The 16325-nt window shown below is 62.6% G+C and carries 11 protein-coding genes and 1 pseudogene; 3 read left to right on the forward strand and 9 right to left on the reverse strand.

All coding sequences use genetic code 11. From position 1 onward, the window contains the following. The first annotated feature begins 392 nt into the window (after positions 1-392). On the forward strand, positions 393-2771 hold the full coding sequence (locus V5E97_RS08055) for an alpha-amylase family glycosyl hydrolase (RefSeq protein ID WP_406698808.1): 2379 nt from the start codon (positions 393-395) through the stop codon (positions 2769-2771). Between the two features lie 90 nt (positions 2772-2861). Here the strand turns inward: V5E97_RS08055 and V5E97_RS08060 are convergent, their stop codons facing one another. The 3 genes from V5E97_RS08060 to thiO all read right to left on the reverse strand — a co-directional run bounded on the left by V5E97_RS08060 (position 2862) and on the right by thiO (position 7446). After that, positions 2862-4205: a DUF1501 domain-containing protein gene (locus tag V5E97_RS08060; RefSeq protein ID WP_406698809.1), complete on the reverse strand. Its 1344-nt coding sequence runs from the start codon at positions 4203-4205 to the stop codon at positions 2862-2864. Positions 4206-4887: 682 nt separating this feature from the next. Continuing rightward, positions 4888-6180, reverse strand: a complete 1293-nt coding sequence (locus V5E97_RS08065; RefSeq protein WP_406698810.1) for a Gfo/Idh/MocA family protein — start codon at positions 6178-6180, stop codon at positions 4888-4890. A 150-nt stretch (positions 6181-6330) separates the two neighbouring features. Then, a complete protein-coding gene (thiO, locus tag V5E97_RS08070) occupies positions 6331-7446 on the reverse strand; it encodes a glycine oxidase ThiO (RefSeq protein WP_406698811.1) in 1116 nt (371 codons plus the stop codon). A 145-nt stretch (positions 7447-7591) separates the two neighbouring features. Between thiO and V5E97_RS08075 the strand changes: the two genes are divergently transcribed. After that, the gene (locus V5E97_RS08075) at positions 7592-8617 is read left to right on the forward strand and encodes a phosphotransferase family protein (RefSeq protein WP_406698812.1); all 1026 of its coding nucleotides are present in this window, start codon (positions 7592-7594) and stop codon (positions 8615-8617) included. Between the two features lie 59 nt (positions 8618-8676). Next, positions 8677-10035 carry a phosphopyruvate hydratase gene (eno, locus tag V5E97_RS08080; protein ID WP_406698813.1) on the forward strand — a complete coding sequence of 453 codons (1359 nt, stop codon included), beginning with the start codon at positions 8677-8679 and terminating at the stop codon, positions 10033-10035. 35 nt (positions 10036-10070) lie between these two features. Here the strand turns inward: eno and V5E97_RS08085 are convergent, their stop codons facing one another. From V5E97_RS08085 to V5E97_RS08110, 6 genes and pseudogenes are all read right to left on the reverse strand, one after another. Continuing rightward, on the reverse strand, positions 10071-11957 hold the full coding sequence (locus V5E97_RS08085; RefSeq protein WP_406698814.1) for a cupin-like domain-containing protein: 1887 nt from the start codon (positions 11955-11957) through the stop codon (positions 10071-10073). Between the two features lie 123 nt (positions 11958-12080). After that, on the reverse strand, positions 12081-12917 hold the full coding sequence (locus tag V5E97_RS08090) for a hypothetical protein (protein ID WP_406698815.1): 837 nt from the start codon (positions 12915-12917) through the stop codon (positions 12081-12083). 6 nt (positions 12918-12923) lie between these two features. Beyond that, positions 12924-13631, reverse strand: a complete 708-nt coding sequence (locus V5E97_RS08095) for a M90 metallopeptidase family protein (RefSeq protein ID WP_406698816.1) — start codon at positions 13629-13631, stop codon at positions 12924-12926. Positions 13632-13720: 89 nt separating this feature from the next. Further along, positions 13721-14851 (reverse strand): cupin-like domain-containing protein, encoded by a 1131-nt coding sequence (locus V5E97_RS08100; protein ID WP_406701140.1) that lies wholly within the window; start codon positions 14849-14851, stop codon positions 13721-13723. 93 nt (positions 14852-14944) lie between these two features. Further along, on the reverse strand, positions 14945-15502 hold the full coding sequence (locus V5E97_RS08105) for a DUF6065 family protein (protein ID WP_406698817.1): 558 nt from the start codon (positions 15500-15502) through the stop codon (positions 14945-14947). A 74-nt stretch (positions 15503-15576) separates the two neighbouring features. Next, a pseudogene (locus V5E97_RS08110) lies at positions 15577-15759 on the reverse strand (DUF6065 family protein); the annotation flags it as partial. Positions 15760-16325 lie beyond the last annotated feature (566 nt).

Consider the following 16325-nt stretch of genomic DNA (forward strand, 5'->3'; position numbering starts at 1 on the left):
CCGAACCCGAGGGAAATACGGCCGGGCCGGCCGTTCTACTACAAATCAACTGGGTGCAATAACCGCGATAATCCTCGGTGCTTTCGCTCTGTCGCGGATCAACCGATCTTGTTGAGATCGATGGAGCGCCCTCAGGGGGCGGCCACCCGATTGTTGCTCCCCCCATTCGTTTGGAGGTGGCCATTCGCCGATGCGCTGGCTAGACTCGTCGGATTAATATTGTAAAGTGAGTCGTGTGAGCACGCGGTGAATTGACAGGGGCGTCTGTGCCCAGGGCGATCCGTGGGGTGATAAGAAAATGCGGATTGGGTGATCGCCGCTCTGTGAGGGAGAGAGCCGCTTGCGCTCGCACTTGATTGATTCCCCATGCACAGGCCACCGGAGTGGACCCGATGATCTCCGTCCGATTCACCTACCTAACCGGCTTGAAGCGGAGGATCTTTCGTAACGCCCGGCTCGCCGGGAGCTGGAACGGCTGGGCTGAACTACCGATGACGGAGATCAGGGCCGAGGACGGGTGCCCCGGGTTCACGGCGACGGTCGAGTTCAATGACTCCGAAGCGGGCCGGGAGCACCGCTGGGGCGTGCGGTTCGACGGCCCCGGAGGGGCGAACATGTGGGCGATCAACCTTGAGGTGTCTGATGGCGAGTCGCAGGATCGCTTCCGCACCGTCACGCTTCCGGGCCCGGGCGGCTCGGCTGAAGCGCGGTACTACTTCACCGATAGTCGTCGCCTGGGGGCGCAGAAAACCTACGCGGTCGGCTCGGAGCCACCCGATCTGAAGTTCGCGGTCTGGGCTCCGAATGCCAGGTCGGTTGAGGTTGTCTTCGGCAGGCTTGACAATGGGTACATCACGGATGGTGGAGTGGGAATCGACCCTGCAAAACCTCGGATCGCCCTCGCCCGGGGGACCGACGGCCTCTGGGAGAGTGCGCCGGTGAGCGGCTTCTCCGGGTATGTCGGTCTTCCCTACATGTTTCGGATTGAGAATGCCCAGGGCAATATCGTTTATCGTACAGATATTCATTCTCGCTGGCAGCTCGGGCGTGGGGACAGGAACCCGGTGAAGACGAGCTGGGACGGCAATCCCGACACGCTCGACGGGACCGTGAGTTGCAGTGTGATCATCGATCAAGACATCGTGCGGAAGGAGTTCGAGCCGGCGACCTCGCCTCCCCATCAGATCAGCGACCAGGATTTCTGGGCGATCGACTACCCGCACGGTCTTCTCGGACCAACCGAGATCCAGGATCTTGTCATCTATGAGCTGCACATCGGCTCGCTCGGCTATCCCGGGAGAGGCCCCGGCACGCTCGCCGACGCCATGGACCTGCTCGATTACCTTTCGGACCTCGGGGTTAACGCCGTTGAGTTGCTTCCGATCTCGGAGTTTTCCGGCAACCTGGGCTGGGGCTACGGCGATACGCACCACTTTGTCATCGAGTCGAGCGCCGGGGGGCGAGACAAGTACAAGCACTTCGTCCGCGCCTGTCACCGCCGCGGCATCGCCGTGATCCAGGACGTCGTCTACAACCACTTCGACCAGGAGGCCGAGCGGGCGGAGTGGGCCTACGACTCGACCAAACCCGAGGAGAACATTTACTACTGGTACGAAGGCCGGAGCACCGACCATCCGTTTCCGGCCGGCGGCTACCTGGACAACGGATCGTCCGGGTTCACCCCTCGATTTTGGGAAGAGCCAGTCCGGCAGATGTTCATCAGTAGCGCCGCTGAGTTCATCGAGGAATTCCACGTCGACGGGCTCCGCGTTGATCTCACTCAGGCGATTCATCGCGACAACCGATTGAAGGCGAATGGGTGGAGTGTCCGGAACGCGAACCTGTTCGGGCAGAAATTTCTCCGCGAGTGGAGCCGGACACTCCGGATGATCCGGCCGGCGGTAATGCTCGTCGCCGAGGACCACACCGGCTGGGACGCGGTGACGAAGCTGCCGAACGTGGGCGGCCTCGGCTTCGACACGACCTGGTTCGCCGAGTTCTATCACCATCTCATCGGCGATTCAAACATGGCTGACGGGGCCGCGCGGCTCCTCCACGAGGCCGGCTTTGGCCATGACGGCCCGCTCGCGATGGAGGACTTCGCCGGGCGGCTCTGGGCGAGCCAGTTCGCCAAGGTCGCTTACCACGAGTCGCATGACGAAGCGGGAAACGCCGATGGCAGCCTTCGCACGAGCCGGGTCGCGGTGAACGACGCGGCACTCTTCGGCGCAACCCGGACCTTCGCGGAGGCTCGGAGCCGGGTTGCCGCGGCCCTCTCGATCCTTTCCGCGGCGACCCCGATGTTTTTCATGGGCGAGGAGGTCGTCGCCCAGAAGCGTTGCAAGTTCGATAATATCGCCACGAGCAAGGAAGACCTCAAGGGCGAGCGGACCGGCAATGGGGCGAAAATGTTCCGCTATTACCAGGACCTCATCCGCCTTCGCCGGGCGAATCCCGCCGTCCGCTCGCACTCCATCGACGTCGTCCACGTCCTTGGCGCCAACCGTGTGATTGCCTTCACTCGCAGGCAGGGGAGCCATCAACTGCTGATCGTCGCGAGCCTGAACAACCGCCCGTTCGAGCAGGGGTACGTTATCCAGACGGGGTCGGATCGCTTGCCGTCGGGGCTCTGGCTGGAGACGTTCAATAGTGACGCCGGCATCTACGGGGGAGGAAACGTCGGCAATTACGGCGCCGCTATTCCTTGTAACGGTGGCCGGATCGAGCTCAAAATCCCCGCGAATGGGGTTCTTGTTCTGCAGCGGTTGTAATTGCCGGCGCCTCCCAGTCCTTGAACCTGACGCGAGGGCCATCGCTTGAGAGGGAACAGGGCTGGGTGACTGAATCCGCGGCTCGTTCCCTCAGATCACTTCACGGATCGGTTCGAAGTTGTCGAGCAGGTACATGGGCCGGCCGTTGCGGTCGGGGACGGAGGTATCGGGGGCGATGCCGAGGTTGTGGTAGAGGGTCGCGAACACGCTCTGGAAGGTGACGGGGCGGTCCCTGGGGCCTTCGCCATTGCGGTCGGTCGAGCCGATGACTTGCCCGGTCCGCATTCCGCCGCCGGCGAGGAGCGCGAAGGAAACCTGCGGCCAGTGGTCGCGGCCGGCCGCCTTGTTGATCTTCGGGGTCCGGCCGAACTCGCCCCAGACGACGACGGAGACGTCCTTGTCGAGACCACGCATGTGCAGGTCTTCGATCAAGGTGGAGAGGGCCGCGTCGAGCTTGGGGATTCGTTGGGCGCAGGATGCGAAGTTGTCGCTATGTGTATCCCAGCGTCCGAACGAGATCGTCACGCAACGGGCTCCGGCTTCGACGAGTCGCCGGGCCATCAAGAACTGGTCGTTACAGCACGGGGGACCGTCGGCTTCGTTGGTCATGTCGCCGTAGCCGTACTTGGCGCGGAGCTTCGGGTCTTCCCTGGTGACGTCAAGCGCCTGGAAGAGTTTGCCCGAGCTGAGAATGTCGAAGGCACGGTGAGTGAACGAGTCCAACCCACCGATGGCCTCGTCGGACTCGAGGTGACGGCGGAGCGAGTCGAGTTCGCCCAGAAGGGTTCGGCGGCCGCCGAGCCGGCCCTGGTCGAGGTTGAAGGTTGGCTCGGCGGAGGCGACCGCCTCGGCGCGGAATGGGCTGAACGGCGAGTGGGCCATGCCGAGGTAGCCGGGTTCGCCGGGATTGCTCCAGGGCTGATGGCTCGTCTTCGGTGAGAGGCCGACAAACGGCGGGACCGACGGTTCGACCGGCCCTCTGAGCTTGGAGAGGATTGCCCCCAGGCTGGGTCGGCCCCCCTGGACCTTGCTGATCGTGTCGGTGTAGCCGGTGAGGCACTGGCCGGCCGAGTGGTCGCCGTGGGCGCCGACCATGGTGCGGATGACCGCCACTTTATCCATCATGGTGGCAAGCCGGGGCATGTGCTCGCAGATTTCGAGGCCTGGTACATTGGTCGCGATCGGCCGGTACTCGCCCCGAATCTCGGCCGGCGCATTCATCTTCAGATCGAACATGTCCTGGTGCGGGGGACCGCCGGCCAGGAAGACCATGATGATGGCCTTGTTGGACGAGGCGATTGAGGCCTGCGCCTCCGCTCGCAAGATCCCTGGGAGTGAGAGTCCCCCCAAGGCCAATCCGCCGATCTTGAGGAAATCGCGTCGGCTGACGCCGTCACAGTACTTGCCTCGTGCACCGCCGCCGATGTTCAGCATGCGTTGTCCCTCCTCGGGGTCACGGTCGGACTGACAAGTCGCACCGTCGCGAGCGACGGCGCAGAACGATCGGCACCCGAACGATGATCACGCGGATCGCCGAGAATGCATAGGTTCTGATGAAAATGGCTAAACGGGTGCACGTTTTGCGTGTCCCGTGGCCAGGGGAGCGACTGACGCCCAATCTCACGTTGAGGACGCCACGGGACGTTCGATCCCGTGGTCAACGGCTGTCAATGGAGGGATAATCCTGACAGTTCGCACTGCCGTCAGGATTGTTCAACGCTAGTATGCGTCAGCAAATGGCGGATCACAAGCACCTGTTTTTCAACATCGGCATTTTGCGGGCCCCGCTTGTGCCGGAGTCTCGGGAGTGTGCTTGGGCCGTGCCCCGCGTGGCCAAGCAAAAAGCGACGATCCGCGACCGAGCGAAAGTACCGAGGATTCTTGCGGTTTCCGCCATGGGTGAATTTGCAGTAGCACGGCCGGCCCGGCCGTAATTCTCTCGGGTCGGCGCAAACCCGAGGAATTGCCCTGGGCCGCGGGGAATTCTACCGGGCCGGAAATGCAGGCTGATTCTCGCCCACTCGCAGATCGTTGAGAAAAAAAAAGAGGCCCCCCGCGCCCTCGAAGTTCGAGAGCGGGGGAGCCTTGCGTGTGGCTGGCGAAGCGGCGAGCTCGCTCAGACGAACTTGGTGACACCAGGCCGGGCGATGGGATGTTGCGGGGCATCGCCCCAGACATAGGCGGCCGGTGACAGATTCTCTTTGGAATTGAGCGCCTGTTCCCAGGTGATGACCTCGCCGGTGTAGCAGGTCATCCGGCCCATGATGGCCAGCAGGGTGCTCCGGGCCGCGTACTCGCCGTTATTGATCGGCTTGCCCGCGCGGATCGCGGCGAACATTTCGTTGTGCTCGGACTGATACATGTCGGGCTTTGAGCCGCGGTAGCGCCAGGGCTTCTCGCCGGTGATCCGGGGGCCCGAGGTTTCGCCGAACACGTCGCAGGTTCCCTTGGCCCCCAGGACGTAGTCCTTGACCTGCTGGGCCGAACCGCGCCAGTGGCGGCAGGTGTGGTAGCCCCGGACGTTGTTGGGGTATTCGTAAACGATCGAGAAGTGATCGAAGATATTGCCATACTTCGGTTCGGTGCGCACCTGGCGTCCGCCCGATCCCCAGCACTTGATGGGGGGCTCGTCGCCCAGGGCCCAGGCCATGGTGTCGATGCCGTGGACAGCCTGCTCGACGATGTGGTCGCCGCTAAGCCAGGTGTAGTAGTACCAGTTGCGCATCTGGTACTCCATGTCCGACTTGACTTCGTCGCGAGTGACCACGGGCTCCCAGACGCCACCGGAGTTATAAGTGGTCTGGACGGCGACGATGTTGCCGATGTCGCCACCGTGAACCCGCTTCATGGCTTCGCGTCGCGGCTCGTAATAGCGCCAGCAGAGGCCGGAGACGACCGAGAGGTTCTTCTTCTTGGCTTCCTCACAGGTCTGGAGCACGGACCTGACGCCGGGGGCGTCGGTGGCGACCGGCTTCTCGACGAACATGTGCTTGCCCTTTTCCACGGCGTAGGCCATGTGGATCGGGCGGAAGTGGGGGGTGGTCGTCAGCAGGACGACGTCGACCTGGTCGATCACGTTCTTGTAGGCGTCGAAACCGATGTACTGCCGATCGGGGGGCACGTCGACCCGGTCGGCGACGGTGGACCCCTTCAAGGTCGACAGGCTCCCTTCGAGCCTGTTTTCGAAGGCATCAGCCATGGCGACGAGCTTGACGTTCGAATCGGCGGTGAGGGCCTGCACGGCTGCGCCGGTGCCTCGTCCTCCACATCCGACCAGGCCGACCTTGATGATATCGCTTCCCGCAGCGTGGGCGTTCGTGTGGAGGGCGAACTGGGCCGCCGAGCTTGCGGCCACCGCGGCGGCCGACTGCTTCACGAACGTGCGCCGCGAGGGGTGAGAGTCGCGCATGGAGGGCTTCTCCGTGGGGACAATGGGCATGGGTAGGTGGGTGGGTTGATCGATCGCGGCGCTGAGCCGTCGAAGAACCAGGTCGTAGATGTCATTCTGCCAGGCTCAGAGCGAAGTTACAACGACAATGATCCGCGGCCGCCCGGCGAGTCAATCAACCACGCGCTGGGGCAGACACGGCTCCATCATGGGGTCGAGGTCATGATTGAGAATCAGCCGAGTCATCAACTCGCCGGTGATGGGGGCCAGGATGATGCCTTTGCGGCCGTGCCCAGCCGCGACATAAAGGCCCTCCCAGCCAGGGATAGGGCCGAGGTAGGGGAGGTTGTCGGGGGTGCCGGGGCGAAGGCCCGCCCAGGTCCGCGCCAGGGGGAGATCCCCCAGGCCGGGGACGATCCGTTCGGCCCGCGCGAGGATCTGGTGCAGGCCGGCCATGGTCACTCGCGAGTCGAACCCCACGTGCTCCAGCGTCGTGCCGACGAGCAGTGGGCCGTGTGGACGCGGGATCAGGACGAGCTCGCCGCAGAAGACGATGTGCCGGAGAGGCCGAGCCGGGGTATCGAAGGCGAGCATCTGCCCACGCCAGGGTTCAACCGGCAGGTGGATGCCCGAGCTCGCCGCCAGCGGTCCCGACCAGGCGCCGGCGGCCAGCACGACGGCGCCTGCGGCGATCTCCGTGCCCGAAGCGGTGCGGACTCCTCGACAGACTCCCCCGGAACCGAGCAGGGCCGTGACCGGCGTGTTGAGCAGGACGCGAAGTCCCTGGTCGGCCGCCGCCTGGATCAAGGCGGGGGCGAGTCGGGGGTTGTCCACCTGGGCATCGGCCGGTGCGAGCGCTCCGCCCAGGATCGGTCCGGTCAAGCTTGGCTCGAGTTCCCGGGCCTCGGCCGCGCTCAGTCGCTGGCCCGCGGCCGGTGGGAGTGGTTCCGTGGCTAGGTCGTGGGGCAGGTGGGGGACGTCGGGATCGACCCAGACGTTGAGCAGGCCGTCCCTCCGAAAACTGAGTCCCAGGCCGGTGCGGTCCTCGATCTCGGCCACCCAGTCGGGCCAGGCCGCGAGGCCCGCTTCGGCCATGACGGTGAGCGCCGCGGGGTCGTGGCCGCTCCAGTCGGGGGCGAGCACTCCCGCGGCGGCCCAACTGGCCCCGCGGCCGACTCGACCCGCCTCAACCAGTGTGACCGTCAGCCCGCGCTTGACCAGGGACCAGGCGATTGCCCCACCGATCGCGCCACCGCCGATGACGAGAATATCGGACAATCGACTCATTGGGTTTCGTGACCGTTCGCTTTTTTGAGAGAGAGGCGACTTCGACGCAATCCGATTGGCTGCTATTCTCTTCTGCGGGGCGGCCGGTTGCCACTGCCTACTCGCCCCCGTCTTTTTTTGAGTTCGATCGACCGGGAGGGCCCCGATGCGCGAAGTGACCCCCGAGACCGCCGCCGAATATCTCCGCGAGCGGGGTCGCGTGCCCGACGGTCGCGACGTCCGGGTGCAGGCGCTGGGATGGGGGGTCTCCAACGTCGTCATGCGAGTGGACGTCGCGGGCGAACCGCCGTTTGTGCTCAAGCAGGCGCGCGAGCGGCTACGGACCAAGGCCCTCTGGATCAGCCGGCTCGAACGGATCTGGACCGAACGAGCCGCCCTCGACCTGCTCGGCCTTGTTTTGCCGGACGGAGTGACCCCCCGCGTCCTCTTTGCCGAACCCGACGACTTTCTCTTTGCGATGACCTGCGCTCCGGACGACTCGGTCGTCTGGAAAGAGCGACTCCTCGCCGGCGAGGCCGACGTGGCGGTGGCCCGGGCCGCGGCCTCGATCCTTGGTTCCATTCATGTGGAAACGCTCGGCCATCCCGCACTCCAGGACGGGTCGCTTGCCGAGACCGTCGTTTTTGAGCAGTTGCGGGTCGATCCGTTTTACCGGACAATTGTCCGCGCTCACCCCGACCTCGCCCCCGAGATTCACTCACTCATTGAATCATTGGCCATGCCTGTTGTGCGTACGTTCGTACATGCTGACTTCAGCCCCAAGAACATACTCGTCCATTCGACTGGGTTGACGCTGGTCGACTTCGAGACAGCGCATGCGGGCGACCCTGCCTACGACCTGGGCTTCGTCCTGAGCCACCTGCTTTTGAAGGGCGTCCGGGCCGCCCCGGCTGATGGCTCGCTTCTGGCATTAACGCGGGTCTTTCACGACGCCTACCTCGAACGGGTGGGTGCTCGGCTCGATACGGGGCTTGTCCCCCGCGCTTGCCTCCATGCGGCGGCTTGCTCACTGGCTCGCGTCGATGGCACCAGCCCGGTCGACTATCTCGATGCCCCGAGTCAGGCGTCCGTCCGTCGGTTTGCCCGCGCGGCGCTCCGCGAACAGCCCGCGACCTGGGACGAGACGCTCCAACTGCTGGCACGAGAAATGCGACCAGCCCTTTTGGATTAGTGCCCACCTTCGTCACGAAATTTCACGAACCGCCCGGCCTTGCTTTTGAGAACTTGCTCATGCTCACAGTAATGAAGCTCAAAGGTCGCGAAGTCCTCGACTCACGAGGTCGGCCGACCGTGGAGGTCGAGGTCGCCGGTTCCAACGGCGAGGTGGGCCGGGCCATTGTGCCGTCGGGGGCGAGTACCGGACGGCACGAGGCAATCGAGCTTCGCGACCCTGAGAACCGGCGACACGGCGGCATGGGAGTGCTCCGTGCGGTCGGCCATGTCAATGGCGAGATCGCCGCGGCGATCCAAGGTATGGACCTTGAGGATCAGGCCGGGATCGATGCCGCCCTGGTGGCGCTTGACGGTACGGCCAACAAGGGGAGGCTCGGTGCCAACGCGATCCTGGGCGTCTCTCTGGCCGTCGCGCATGCCGCGGCCTCGGGCCGTGGCGTACCTTTATACGTTCACCTCAACCGGCTCTGGCGCAGCCGTCTCGAGCCGGGAGAGTTCGCCGAGCCTGTCTTGCCGATGCCGATGGTCAATCTGATCTCGGGGGGCCTGCACGCCGGTGCGAATCTGGACTTTCAGGATTTCTTGATGATTCCGGGGGGTGCCCCGAGCTATTCGGAAGCCCTCGAAATGACGGCGGCCATCTACCGCGCCGTGGGCGCGGTGCTTCGAGAGAAGGACATGGAAGGGGCCTTGGTCGGCGACGAGGGGGGATACGGGCCGAAGCTCTCCACCAACGCACAGGCCGTGGATCTGATTCTCGAGGCCGTGCTCGCTTGCGGCCTGGAGCCGGGGCGCGACGTCGCGATCGCGCTGGACGTCGCGGCCAGCCACTTTTACGACCCCGAGACGGCCACCTACCACCTGACCGCGGCGGGCGACGACGTCCTCGACTCGGCCGGGATGACCGCGATGCTCGCCCACTGGGCCAAACTTTACCCGATCGTTTCGATCGAGGACGGCCTGGCCGAGGACGACTGGAACGGCTGGTCGAGCTTGACCGGGATCCTCGGTGACTCGGTCCAGTTGATCGGCGACGACCTGTTCGCAACCCAGACCGGGCGGCTCCGCCAGGGCATCGAGCGCCATGCGGGCAACGCGATCCTGATCAAGGTCAACCAGGTGGGCACCCTCTCGGAAACGTTCGACGCAATCTTGCTCGCGCGACGACACGGCTACCGGACCATCGTCTCGGCCCGTTCGGGCGAAACGGAGGACACGACCATCGCCGACCTGGCCGTCGCCACCGCCGCCGGCCAGATCAAGATCGGCTCGGTCGCACGCTCCGAGCGGCTTGCCAAGTATAACCGCCTCCTGCGGATCGAGGACGAGCTCGGCCCGACCGCCAAGTTTGCCGGTGCAACGCCGCTCCGGTTCGCTTCGGCTCGTCCAGCCGGCTTGAAACCGATCGCGAAATGAGCCCCGCCATATCAATCCGCTCGTTCGCTCCGTCCTTACCTTTCGAGATCTTCCGGGGCGGCGTCAAACGCGTTGTGGAAGGGGAGGTGGTCGAACATCACGGTGGCCGAGATGCCGAGTCCCTCGCACTGGAACCACGCGCCGACGGGCAAGAACAGGATTTCTCCGGGAACGAGGAGAACATCGTGGATTTGAGGCTCATCCGATGAAAGTGAGGATGCGGGGGGCCTACTCGTGCCGTCGGGCTGTACGAAGCGGCCCTTGTGGTCCTGAATCAGCGGGAGATCCCACGAATGGGCGAACGTGATCTGCGTTTGCCCCAGCACCTGGGCCAGGAAGCGGTTGACCGGATTGCGTTGAGGGGGAATGATGGCGCCGACGCCGCCAAGCCGGAACGATACCGAATTGGATTCGCAGGGATCTAGATATTCGGGGATTGCGCCGATGTCATTCCTGAGCTCGGCCAGCGCCGTCATGTTGGAGGAGCCCACGTCGGCCGAGAGAACGGAGCCATCGGCCCTGTCGCCTTGGCGAAGCATCGCGAGGTAGTCGACCATGGGCATGTGTTGCCGCTTGGCAGGACGAGCGAGCTCGCGGTCGTCGCCGAGATCGCGGCCAAGCTCAACTTCGATATGCCGGTCGCCGAACCGCTCCGAGAAGGAGTCAAGACTCCAGCTCCGGAGCGCCGGCCAGTCCTCCATCATGCCGGTGATGATGACGGGACGATTCGTGCTGAAGTATCGCTCGAGCCAATCACCGCGCGTGAGTTGATGTTGCCGCTCGATCGTGCCGGATTCCGGGCGAAGCCGCTGGAGCTTGCGATAACTGGCGAGCAGCCAATCGCGTTTCTTGAGCCGATTCCGTAACCGCTGGGTTCCCCAAAAATAGGGACTCTGAATCGCACGCGAGATTTCGAGAGAGGCTTCGTTTTCGGAGATACCCCGGGCGATCAGCACGTCTTCGAGCTCGACAGCCGAAGCGCCAAGGATCAGGTTCTCGGCGATCCAGCACCGCCATTCGTCGTCCACTCGATGGACCGGTTTTACGTGATTGGGGCCTACTACTGTATAAGAGATGACTTGCGTTTCATGGTTCTCGGGATTCAATGTGTTGATTGTATGGAGTTCGAAAGGTCGGTAGAGTTTCGTGGTGATCTTGTTGAGTTTTTCCGCGTCCGGGCGAGTCGATTGGCGCGTGTGAGGGAGAGGCTCTACGTCTTCGAAGAGGTAGTGCGAGAGGACGTTGGTGACGTCGCCGTGAGCGACCAACCCCTTCAGAACGCCTTGCTGGATGTCGGGGAATGGGCAGAGCGTCACCTGATCGGCGAGGGCCAGTCGGTGGGCATGAATCGTGTTGAGGTGGACGGCGTCGTAGTGGTCGTTGCCGGGCTGGGTGCCGAAGAGGATGTACGCGCGGCCGTTGAATCCTCTGTCTTCGATCAGGCGGGGGACATCGTATTTCCTGGCCGTAATCAGGTCGGGGAGCTCGTTCAATTCGTGTTGCCAGCGCCGGTCGTGATACCGTTGCAGTTCGTCGGCGATGAGGTGAGCCGGAGGTTCGAGGGCCACGATCCGGCTCGCGCCGAGGAGGACGCCAAAGACAAGGGCGGCGTGGCCGCCGACCCCTTCGCCAAAAGTGATGACTTCGCTCGGCGCGAACTCGACGATCATCGATTGCAGAGCCGAACTCGTCGTCTCGATGGAATCACCCAGCCCAGTTGCGCCGCGGTAGAAACCTGCTCGGCCTCGATCTTGAAGGAGAATGTGGCCGAACGGACGACCGCGATTTTGGGCGATCCGCTCGAAGAGATTGGCATGATCGAGCGGTTCGCCCGGCGTCTGGGATTGGCCGAATACGATCACGAGCGGTCCGCCTCGAGCGGTTCTCCCTTCGGTCCAAGTCCGTTCACGATGCTGGTCCATCTCGCCCCCTCCTTCGGAATTCTCGACAACGGGGCAAGCCACCCGTTTCTGTCGCTTCACTCATTAGAGCGGTTGACCCACGAGTCGATCGCCGAGGTGTTGCGAGCGACGTAGCGAGTTCGATCATGACGTTCCTGCGGTCGAGGCCGCGGGCATGGGCTCGTTGACCGGCGGATCGGGTACGAGCCGGCTGGCGAGCAGGTCATCGATTTGGTGGTGCTCGATCAGCCAATGGACGACGGGGTGGTCCGACTCGGGGTAAGGGAACAGAGTGACGCTCGGGAGCCGGGCCAGCCTCAAGGCGTGGATCGCGTCGAGGTTGCCGGAGACGCCGTCGTCGCGTCCGGGATGTGTGCCGAAGATGACGTGCAGTTCCCCCTGGTAATGGAGCGCCTCGCCGAGCTGCGGGAGGTCGAGGTAGGCCGACTTGGGGGGATCGGCCTGCAAGGCTTCCATCACCGGCAGGAACCGGCGATCGCCGTAGAGAATGGCTTCCGATGGGTTCAGGTGGGACAGCGGCCCGAACGCAACAATTCGATCCGTGGCCAGGAGCATGCCGAACATGATCGCCGCATAGCCCCCCATCGACTGGCCGATGGTGATGACCTCGCTTGGGCCGATCGAGCGGATCAAGGACCGAAGGGTGGCCGCGACCTCATCCACATGCGCACCCAAGCCGGGGACGCCACGGTGATACCACGCATTCGCAACGTCGCGGATCAGCAGTCGATTGAACCGGATTCCGAATCGCGCTTCCAGCCGCTTCGTTCGCCCGAAGAACTCAAAGTTCGGTACGCGGTTCCAGTCGTTGAATCCAAAGCTGATGAGGAGGGGACGTCCGGGATAGACCCGATCGATCAGGCAGCCGATTCCCGGATTCGCTCGGGCGGATTCGACTGCGGCATTGGTCAGTTCAGGCACGTCCCGGAGTTGCGGGGCACCCGGTGGGATTCGTCCCATAAAGACCTACTCGCCTCCCCAGAGTGTTGCGAGCAGCCCGAACATCTTGGGGTCATGCCGACTCAACTCCGAGCGCACATAGGGATAGAAGTCGTTGGTGCCGAAGAATGCTTCACTACTCTCGGCGAAGTATTCCATCGGGTTGGTGGCTGCATAAGCCTTGTCGTCCTTACCGTTGATTCGGAGCACGGACTGATAGATCTGGGCCGTTTTCGCCTGTTCGTAGAGAGTTTTGATCTCGTCGTTGTCAAAGCCGTGGTCGAGGAACTGGTGGTGGTAGCCGTGGGCCAGCTCATGGAGGACCATCCAAGGCTGATCGAGTGTCCATGAAAGAAAATTGCGAGCGTTGGATAGCTCGACGCAACCTGCCTTCTCGGGATTCATCCCGTGTTCGCGGAGCCAGTTGGCGTCGGGGTGGTAAGCCATACAAGGGGTATGGGACTCACGCTCCTCGACCCAGATGCGGATCCGCTGAAGCTGCTCAACCGCCTTGGCCGGGACTCTTCGCGCAACCTGGAAAAGTTGATGTCGCAACAACATCAGCGTTCGTTCGGCGAGCTCGGGTTCGTTTTGGATCAGGTCCTTACTGACCAGGACCGGCCAACCTTCGACCCGCCTCATCTCGTAGCGGTCGGTAGGAGGGTAGGGGGGCGACGCGACTTCCGGCCCGGCCGGGGCTGGTCCGGTGGCTACCAGAGCAAGGCAGGTTCCCAACAATAGAAGAGTCGGGTTTGAAAAGCGAGATCGTTTAGAGATGGTCATGGCGGCAATATTATTCCTCGGTCCCTTGCAGGTTTCTTTGCTCAGACCGCGTGATAGGTCGTGTAGAAGCTGGAGAAGTCGTTGTCGAAGACGAAGCTGATAAAAGAGACGGTCACGGAGATGTCGATTCCTTCCACGAAGTGCATGCAGCCGACGGGAAGAAAGAGGATCTCGCCCCGTTCGAGGATGCATTCGTGGATCTGCGGCTCGTCGAACGCCGCGTCGGGCGTCGGGGCCATGAAGCGGCCATCGCGCTTCGAGTAGCAATGGAAGTGATTGCTCATCAACGGGATATCCCAGGAGGGCGCAATTTTGACTCGCTTGCGGCCAATCACCTGGGCCATGAAGTTGTTGGTGAGATCGTGGTGGAACGGCGTGATCGTGCCGGCCGGACCCATCCAGAAGAAGCCGCTGAGTCGCCCCTGACTCTGGTTGCTCTGTTCCCCGAGATATTCGGGAATCTGCACGATATCGTCCCAGAGTTCGGACAACACATTCTTGTTGTTGGAATTGTTGTTGGCCGTCAGATAGAAGTCGTTGGTGTTTTCTGCGTTGCGAACCATCTCGACGAAGTCGGCCATTCTGAGTTTGCGGGTATATTTCTCGCGTTCAATCTCATAATTCTCGCCCGCGGTGCGGCCGAACTGGACCTCGATTTCGCGGTCACCGAAGGTCTGCGAGAAATAGTCGAGATTCCACTTCCGCATGGCCGGCCAGTCGTCCATCATGCCGGTGATGATCACCGCGCGGTTGGTGCTGTAGTACTGATCGAGAAATTCTCCGCGAGAGAGTTTGTGTCGTCGCTCAATGGTTCCCGATGCCCTGTGGAGACGGTTGAGCTTACGGTAGTTGCTAAGTTGCCACTCTCGCTTCTTGAGACGATTACGTATGAGGAGGGTCCCCTTTAAATAGGGGCTTTGTGCGGCCAGGTCGACCTCGCGAGTCGCCTCCTCGCGAGGGATTCCATCAGCAATCATTGACTCGATGATGCTTTCGGGGGGCAGTTCAAGCGTCAGGTTTTCCGCAATCCAGCGACGCCATTCGTCGTCGACCCGGCCAGGCGCCGGATCGATGAGGCTGTCCGGGTTCAGGTTCGAGCCCATTGCCGAGGGGGCAAGGCTGACCTGGGTGGCCTTTGATTCCGGTAGTGGTTCGGTTTTCGATGGTTGCATGGCTGGAAAAGTGGGCTGGAGGAATGAAGTGAACTCTTGGTTTGTCTTCATGTGAGGAGGCCCCAGAGAGTCATTCCGTGAGCCCCCGTGGAACTACTGAGGGGCCTTCGTCGTCGGACTGAACTGGATTCGGGGAGGTCTCACTTTGGTCATATGGTCAGAGGGAGCTTCCCGGCCGATCGCGTCTCGGCCTTGAAAATAATCCTTCTGCCAGTCGTCCGCCTTGACTTCGCCCTTGGCCTTCTGCTGGTGGAACCGCCGCCGGCCTTCGTCCCATTCTCGATAGGAGTGATTGACCTCGGGGTCCTCTTCCAGTTTTTGGTAGGTAACCGTTGCCGTCTCCAGATCTGCGCAGGTGTTGCTGGCCAGTGGAATCGCCTGGAACAAGGGCTCCCCGACCTCGAACCGAACGGGGAAGTTGGGGATCATCAACTTGTAATTCATCGTGAACGACATGGTCATCCAGTCGCTCTCGATCAACGCGGTGAGGGGATGCGCATTGGCCTTGAAATGGTTCGCCGGTCCGCAGATCAGAAGTCGCGAACCTTGAGGTTTGGTGCGGAAGAGGAACGGTGTGTTCCAGGTGATGATCCCTGCCCCGAATTGGTTGTTGATCCACTGCTTCCAGAGTTCCGGTTCGCTGTCGAACAAGAACTCGATACCCCCGATGCGTCATGTCCCCGCCAGACTGCCGAGAACCCGACGGGGTTCATGATCCACCACCCCGTCTGGTTGACGATCGTCAAGGGAAGGCAGCGGTAGGCATAGCGGCTTGGAGTGGCGTCCATCCAGTCTCGCTGCCAGTCCGCCCAACTCCAGTCCCACCCTGTCCCGTCCGTCCGGTTCTGCTTAAGCATGGAATCGTCGACGAGCTGATAGATCCCAATCTCAAGCCGTGGTCGATCCATAAATCTCTCCCTTGGGGATCGCTTGTCGTCGATGTGGAACGCGCCCCCTATCTTGACCCGAGCCGCGGAAACGGGCAAGCGCGTCCCTCCCCCCTTGAAGTCTGGGGCGAAAATCGGATTCAAACGCGGGAACGGAGACCGTAGCTGATTCGCTGGCTTGGGGCATTCCAGTCGTCATGCTGGTCGTTCCCGGACGATAGCCTGATCGAAGTCCATTGAAGCGACGAGATCGCTTTGAAATTTGTTTGATTTGGCAGGTGTCAGCCGGCCAGAAGGCCGGCCAACACTTGCAGACGATGGCTGAACTCACACCTTGTCGCAACTTCTGGACCTTATGGGGTTGTTGGCGACTGTGTGATTGGTGTTGTTGGCGTCGGAGTAGGCGTTGTTGGCGTCGGTGTTGTCGGGGTCGGTGTTGTCGGCGTCGGAGTTGTCGGGGTCGGAGTTGTTGGCGTCGGAGTTGTTGGTGTCGGTGTTGTCGGAGTCGGCGTTGTTGGAGTCGGCGTTGTTGGTGTCGGAGTCGTTGGGGTCGGCGTTGTTGGTGTCGGAGTAGTCGGGGTCGGCGT

The sequence above is a fragment of the Singulisphaera photorubra genome, from assembly GCF_045290345.1.
Lineage (GTDB): Bacteria > Planctomycetota > Planctomycetia > Isosphaerales > Isosphaeraceae > Singulisphaera.

Coding starts and splice junctions, on each gene's coding strand:
- thiO (WP_406698811.1), bottom strand. CDS start 7,446: ATGAGTCGATTGTCCGATATTCTCGTCATCGGCGGTGGCGCGATCGGT.
- V5E97_RS08085 (WP_406698814.1), bottom strand. CDS start 11,957: ATGGACCAGCATCGTGAACGGACTTGGACCGAAGGGAGAACCGCTCGA.
- V5E97_RS08075 (WP_406698812.1), top strand. CDS start 7,592: ATGCGCGAAGTGACCCCCGAGACCGCCGCCGAATATCTCCGCGAGCGG.
- V5E97_RS08065 (WP_406698810.1), bottom strand. CDS start 6,180: ATGCGCGACTCTCACCCCTCGCGGCGCACGTTCGTGAAGCAGTCGGCC.
- V5E97_RS08100 (WP_406701140.1), bottom strand. CDS start 14,851: ATGCAACCATCGAAAACCGAACCACTACCGGAATCAAAGGCCACCCAG.
- V5E97_RS08055 (WP_406698808.1), top strand. CDS start 393: ATGATCTCCGTCCGATTCACCTACCTAACCGGCTTGAAGCGGAGGATC.
- V5E97_RS08090 (WP_406698815.1), bottom strand. CDS start 12,917: ATGGGACGAATCCCACCGGGTGCCCCGCAACTCCGGGACGTGCCTGAA.
- V5E97_RS08060 (WP_406698809.1), bottom strand. CDS start 4,205: ATGCTGAACATCGGCGGCGGTGCACGAGGCAAGTACTGTGACGGCGTC.
- eno (WP_406698813.1), top strand. CDS start 8,677: ATGCTCACAGTAATGAAGCTCAAAGGTCGCGAAGTCCTCGACTCACGA.